At 69.9% G+C, this 5,680-nt stretch carries 7 protein-coding genes; 3 read left to right on the top strand and 4 right to left on the bottom strand.

Going from position 1 to position 5,680, the window contains the following annotated elements:
* Nucleotides 1-20 precede the first annotated feature (20 nt).
* Together ACJOT3_RS31835 and moeZ are read right to left on the bottom strand one after the other, a co-directional pair.
* Nucleotides 21-407, bottom strand: a complete 387-nt coding sequence (locus tag ACJOT3_RS31835; protein ID WP_406976839.1) for an SPW repeat domain-containing protein — start codon at nt 405-407, stop codon at nt 21-23.
* A gap of 367 nt (nt 408-774) precedes the next feature.
* On the bottom strand, nt 775-1,938 hold the full coding sequence (gene moeZ / locus ACJOT3_RS31830) for an adenylyltransferase/sulfurtransferase MoeZ (protein WP_406976838.1): 1,164 nt from the start codon (nt 1,936-1,938) through the stop codon (nt 775-777).
* A gap of 287 nt (nt 1,939-2,225) precedes the next feature.
* Between moeZ and ACJOT3_RS31825 the strand changes: the two genes are divergently transcribed.
* The 3 genes from ACJOT3_RS31825 (at nt 2,226) to ACJOT3_RS31815 (ending at nt 4,429) form a co-directional block, all read left to right on the top strand.
* The gene (locus ACJOT3_RS31825) at nt 2,226-2,441 is read left to right on the top strand and encodes an Rv3202a family protein (RefSeq protein ID WP_406976837.1); all 216 of its coding nucleotides are present in this window, start codon (nt 2,226-2,228) and stop codon (nt 2,439-2,441) included.
* A 204-nt stretch (nt 2,442-2,645) separates the two neighbouring features.
* Complete coding sequence (locus tag ACJOT3_RS31820; RefSeq protein ID WP_406976836.1) at nt 2,646-3,299, top strand: TetR/AcrR family transcriptional regulator; 654 nt, start codon at nt 2,646-2,648, stop codon at nt 3,297-3,299.
* Nucleotides 3,300-3,586: 287 nt separating this feature from the next.
* Complete coding sequence (locus ACJOT3_RS31815; protein WP_406976835.1) at nt 3,587-4,429, top strand: mechanosensitive ion channel family protein; 843 nt, start codon at nt 3,587-3,589, stop codon at nt 4,427-4,429.
* A 132-nt stretch (nt 4,430-4,561) separates the two neighbouring features.
* Here the strand turns inward: ACJOT3_RS31815 and ACJOT3_RS31810 are convergent, their stop codons facing one another.
* Nucleotides 4,562-4,804 (bottom strand): hypothetical protein, encoded by a 243-nt coding sequence (locus ACJOT3_RS31810; RefSeq protein ID WP_406976834.1) that lies wholly within the window; start codon nt 4,802-4,804, stop codon nt 4,562-4,564.
* Between the two features lie 301 nt (nt 4,805-5,105).
* The gene (locus ACJOT3_RS31805) at nt 5,106-5,417 is read right to left on the bottom strand and encodes a DUF6401 family natural product biosynthesis protein (protein WP_406976833.1); all 312 of its coding nucleotides are present in this window, start codon (nt 5,415-5,417) and stop codon (nt 5,106-5,108) included.
* Nucleotides 5,418-5,680 lie beyond the last annotated feature (263 nt).

Here is a 5,680-nt window from a genome sequence, read left to right as displayed (position 1 = left end):
CCCCCCGGAGTGCTCCCCGGTCAGGCCGGGAACTCGTTGACGTGGGCGCTCCAGACGGAGTCGGGGTCGCGCCGCCGCGCCTGGCGGGCCTGCACCAGGCCGTAGGCGCCGAGCGCGGCGAGTCCGGCGCCGATGATCCAGGCGGTCCACGCCGCCAGGGGCAGGTGGGTGTAGCCCAGCAGCCAGGGCATCGCGAACACGAGCACACCGATGGCCAGCACCGCGATCTCCCCCGAGAGCGCCCCGGGGCGGGTGAGGGAGATGACGGCGGCCATGATGACCCCCAGCCCGAGCACGAACAGCGCGCCCCCGCTGAACCCGTACATCCCGTGCCAGACGAAGCTCAGTCCCAGTGCCAGACCGGCGGCGATCGCCACCCAGTCGGCCCGGCGTCCCTTCTCACGCATGGTGCCACCTCCCTGCGGCAGGGCCGTCCCGACAATCGGCCGACGGCCCTTGGCAGGACTTGTACCCATTCGGGCGCCCGGCTACGGCCCCGGATACCGCCCCTGGACACGGCGAACGGCGCCGGGGTGGTCCCGGCGCCGTCCGAAGAGCGGCGAGTGCCTGGTAGTGAGGGCGCCCACGGGCTTCTGGAGGCCCGGAGCGGACGTCTTCGAGGAGAAGAACCGTCGGCCGCCAGGCCGCCCTTTGAGGGCGGTGGCGGGCGACGGGTGGGCGAGGACGGCCGCGTAGGGCCGCTGTGCCAACCGAAACCCCATTCCCGTTCCCCGGGCGTCCGAGCACGGCCCGAAGCGAAGCGGAGGGCCAAAGCTAGTACGACGGCAGGCTGGGGTCTACCTGGTTGACCCAGGCCAGGACGCCGCCGCCGACGTGCACCGCGTCGGCGAAGCCCGCGGCCTTGACCGCGGCCAGCGCCTCGGCCGAGCGCACGCCCGACTTGCAGTGCAGGACGACGCGCTTGTCCTGGGGGAGCTTCTCGAAGGCCTTGCCGTTGAGGAACTCGCCCTTGGGGATCAGCGTGGCGCCCGGGATGCTGACGATCTCGTACTCGTTCTTCTCGCGGACGTCCACGAGGAAGATGTCGTCGGGCTTGTTGTCGAGGAGGTCCTTGAGCTCGCCCGCGGTGATCGTCGACCCGGCCGCGGCCTCGCTGGCCTCGTCGGAGACGACGCCGCAGAACGCCTCGTAGTCGATGAGCTCGGTGACCGGCTCGGTGTCGGGGTCCTTGCGGATCTTCACCTCGCGCCAGCTCATCTCCAGGGCGTCGAAGATGAGCAGGCGGCCCACCAGCGGCTCACCGATGCCGGTGATCAGCTTGATGGCCTCGTTCACCATGACGGACCCGATGGAGGCGCACAGCACGCCCAGGACGCCGCCCTCGGCGCAGGAGGGGACCATGCCGGGCGGCGGGGGCTCGGGGTACAGGTCGCGGTACTGCGGCCCGTACTCGTTCCAGAAGACGCTGACCTGGCCGTCGAAGCGGTAGATGGAACCCCACACGTACGGCTTGTTCAGGATGACCGCGGCGTCGTTGACCAGGTAGCGGGTCGCGAAGTTGTCGGTCCCGTCCAGGATCAGGTCGTAGTCCGCGAAGATCTCCAGCGCGTTGTCGGAGTCCAGGCGGTCCTGGTGGAGGATCACCGTCACATTGGGGTTCACCTCCTTGATGCTGTCGCGGGCCGACTCGGCCTTGGGGCGGCCCACGTCGCTCTGGCCGTGGATGACCTGGCGCTGGAGGTTGGACTCGTCCACGACGTCGAAGTCGATGATGCCGAGCGTGCCCACACCCGCGGCGGCGAGGTAGAGCAGCGCCGGGGAACCCAGCCCGCCCGCACCGACGACGAGCACCTTGGCGTTCTTCAGGCGCTTCTGCCCGTCCATGCCCACGTCGGGGATGATCAGGTGTCGCGAATAGCGGCGCACCTCGTCCACGGTCAGCTCGTCAGCTGGTTCCACCAGCGGCGGCAGCGACACGGTGACTCCTCATGTCTGTTCGTGATGCTTCACACCGCCCGCAGCAGGAGGACCACGGGCGCAGGGGTCGCGGGGCGCGAAGCGTGCTTGCTCTTATACCCAACCTAACGGGTGGGGTTTTCCATTCCCACCCCCGGGGGCGGTGTCAGGCCGCACATTCGCGAAGGTCCGCGTCCCTCTGGGCGGCAACCACCCTGACCCGCCGATTCATTCCCCGCCGCCTCCCCCGCCCGCGGCACGGCGGCGGGTAGGGTCGGCGGTACGTCCGTCGACTGGGGGAGGTACCCGTGACCGAGGACCCGACGACACGTCCCGCACCCGGGGAGGACCCGGAGGCCGCGGTTCCCGAGGCCGACGCCGCCGAGCAGCGGCTGCCCGCCTCCGACACCGAGGACGACGACTGGCTGGAGCGCGCCGCGGTCGGGGAGCACCCCGACGCGAACGAGGCCGACGTGGTGGAGCAGCTGCGCGAGGCCGGGACCGACGACGACGATCGGCGCTGACCGCGCACGCCGCGACCGCTCTCCCGCCGCTCCCGTCTCACGGCCCTGGGACGACTCCTTATGTCACAGGTAACTTACGCAGGAGTAAGATGGCGGGAAACGCCGTGGAGCGCTCCCCGGACCGGGGACGCGCACGACGGCGCCAGCCACGCAGATGTCCGATGATGGCGTGCATCTGCCATGCCGAGTTCGGAGGGTGTGGGTGTGACAGCTCCTTCAGACGCCCGCTCCCGGGGCACCCGTCTGCCCCGGGTCAGGCGCCGCCGACAGCTCCTCGCCGCCGCGCAGGAGATCTTCGTCGCCCGCGGGTACCACGCTGCCGCGATGGACGAGATCGCCGAGCGCGCGGGGGTGAGCAAGCCTGTCCTCTACCAGCACTTCCCCGGGAAGCTGGAGCTGTACCTCGCCCTCTTGGAGGAGCACTCCGAGGCGCTGGTCGAAAAACAGCGCGAGGCGCTGGAGAGCACCGACGACAACCGCCAGCGGGTCATCGCGAGTTTCCGCGCGTATTTCGACTTCGTGGCCGGTGACGGCGAGGCGTTCCGATTGGTCTTCGAATCCGATCTGCGCAATCTCCCGGCGGTGCGCGAAAAGAGCGAGCAGACGTTCCAGCGCTGCGCCGAGCTCATCGGCGAGGTCATCCGGCAGGACACCAGCATCTCCGACGAGGAGGCGCACCTGCTGAGCATCGGGCTGGTCGGCATGGCCGAGACCAGCGCCCGCTACTGGATCAACAGACAGGGATCGGTGCCCAAGGACGCCGCCGAGCTGCTGGTGGCCCGCCTGGCCTGGCGCGGCATCAGCGGCTGGGACCTGCACCGCGCCGGCGATGAGGCACCGGCCGGACAGGACTCCTGACCCAGCGCGACCCCCGCGCACGCGCGACGACACGAAGGACCCCGGGCATCCGCCCGGGGTCCTTTGCCATAGCGCATTGTCCTCTTCGGCAAAGGGCCTGTCACCCTTGTTCCGATCAGGGAATTCCCAAGGCAGGGCAATACCTTCCGTCCTGCGCCGATAAATGATTTGAAGCGGATACTCCGGGTATCGCCCGGGTGGGAGGCACCGTGCTTCTCTTCGCCGGTTCCGAACGGCGACCTTTCGGTACGACCGAACGGAGCGAGCGATTTGGGGGTGAAGACGTCATGGATGTGGGTCAGGGTCTGACAACTGCCTGGCAGGCGGTGGCGAGCTTCGTGCCGCTGCTGGTCGGCTTCCTGGTGGTCCTCGTACTGGGCTGGATCATCGCGTGGTTCGTGGGCAAGGGTGTCGGCAAGGCCCTGCACAGGGTCGGTCTGGACCGCGCCCTCCACCGCGGCGGGGTGGGCGAGTACTTCGAGCGCAGCAACTGGAGCGCCAGTGAGCTGTGCGGCAGGATCATCTACTACGTCGCCCTGCTGTTCGTGTTCACTCTCGCGTTCAACGTCTTCGGACCGAACCCGGTGAGCACGCTTCTCAACGATGTGATCGCCTGGATCCCGCGCGGCATCGTCGCGCTGGTCATCGTGGTGGTGGCGGCGATGATCGCCAAGGCGGTCCGCGACATCATCACCGGTGCGCTGGGCGGTCTCTCGTACGGCCGACTGCTGGCCAACCTCGCCGCGGTGGCCATCCTGGCCCTCGGTATCATCGCGGCGCTCAACCAGATGGGCATCGCCACGACCGTGACCACGCCGGTGCTCATCGCCGTGCTGGCCACCGTGGGCGGCGTCCTGGTGGTGGGTGTCGGCGGCGGCCTGATCCGGCCGATGCAGTCGCGCTGGGAGCGCTGGCTGGACCGGGCCGAGGAGGAGACCGGCCGACTGGCCGACAAGGGCAGCTACGAGGCGGGCCGACAGGCCGCCATGGACCGGCCCGCGGCCACCACGCCGGCCGAGCCCGAGGCCGAGAGTGCCGCCGCCGCGCGTACCGCCACCGGCATGCGCACGCGGCCGGGCATGGGCACGCCGGGCACGGGCCGGGGCGAGCGGCCCGAGGACCGCGCCTGACGGGTACGGGCGCGACGAACGTGTAGTCGAGGGGAAGGGGGCACGGAATCGAAGAGGTGCAAGACGAAGGAGACAAGGGAGGGCGGGGCCGACGGCCCCGCCCTCCCGCTGTCGTGCGTCGCCGCCCGCGGCCTACATGAACTCCGAGTCCCGCAGCTCCAGGCGGGACAGGTGCTCGATGCGCCGGACGGCCAGGACCACCGTGGAGATCAGGGGCAGCAGCGCCAGCCAGAAGACCACGCTGCCGGGCCCGCTGAAGACCATGGAGGCCACCGCGACGACGAAGATCAGTGCGAAAAGCGCGAAGTCGACGCGATCCTGCTGGATCAGGACGCCGACCGGTGGGCGCGCCGCCCCGTGCCGACCGCTCCTCATTCGCATTCCTTTCTCGCGGCTCCTGCGGGCCGCTCCGCCAGTCACGACGTCCGGTCCGTTCCGGACCGGCATAACGCCGTGCATCCCACGTTGCATTCCGCAAGGCCCCGCGCCCGGTCGTCGGGGCGCGTGTCCGGCCGCCGTGGGGTCGCCGATGTCCCCAGCCTAGGCCCGTGAAGGGATTTTCGCCGGTGAACGGGCAGGGCGGGTGATCGAGGGCGTGTCCGGCGGACCCTTGCGGGTCACGGTCGCCGGGGACTGCGCGTCGTCGGTCACATCGGTGCCTGCGGATGGCAACAACCTAGCGGACGAAACCGCGCTCCTTGGCCAAGCGGCAGATGGCGAGGACGCGGAGGGTCTCCCAGTCGTATTCGACGGCGGCCGAGTCCCAGCCCCGTTCGAGGCAGCCGTCGAGGAACCCGTGGAGGTAGGTGGCCAGGGTCCGCGAGGTCACCTCGCCGCCGGAGGAGGCGATGCCGTCGCACACCTGCGCGGCGTGCTGGTCCAGCTCAGCGCACATCCAGGGGTCGATCGGACCGGCGAGGGGGCCGATCTTGTGGAAGTCACGGGTGAGTCCGGCCAACGGGTGGCGCACTGAGGTCCCACGGGGCATGGAAGTACCTACTCAGGGGTGGTCGAGACACGGGAAACTTCATCGAGTTTATGTCCGCGCCCCAACCGATCGTCACGAAAGTGTTGGAAATTACCCGCTCTTGACCAGAGTGTCCCCAAGGGCGGGTCAAGAACCGGGGCGGGCGGGTATCGGGACGGGCCCGGATGGGTAACCCCGGACGTTCCCGCAGGTCGGGACGGCGTCGGCCCCGATATCGGGCGGTTGCCGGGCCGGTGTCGGTCCGGGTGCCGGCCCGGGCGTGG

The sequence above is a fragment of the Nocardiopsis protaetiae genome (assembly GCF_045446735.1).
Lineage (GTDB): Bacteria > Actinomycetota > Actinomycetes > Streptosporangiales > Streptosporangiaceae > Nocardiopsis > Nocardiopsis protaetiae.
Note: the sequence above shows the minus strand (reverse complement) of the source record. Positions and strands in the feature narration are given on the sequence as shown.

Coding starts and splice junctions, on each gene's coding strand:
- ACJOT3_RS31835 (WP_406976839.1), bottom strand. CDS start 407: ATGCGTGAGAAGGGACGCCGGGCCGACTGGGTGGCGATCGCCGCCGGT.
- ACJOT3_RS31815 (WP_406976835.1), top strand. CDS start 3,587: ATGGATGTGGGTCAGGGTCTGACAACTGCCTGGCAGGCGGTGGCGAGC.
- ACJOT3_RS31810 (WP_406976834.1), bottom strand. CDS start 4,804: ATGAGGAGCGGTCGGCACGGGGCGGCGCGCCCACCGGTCGGCGTCCTG.
- ACJOT3_RS31805 (WP_406976833.1), bottom strand. CDS start 5,417: ATGCCCCGTGGGACCTCAGTGCGCCACCCGTTGGCCGGACTCACCCGT.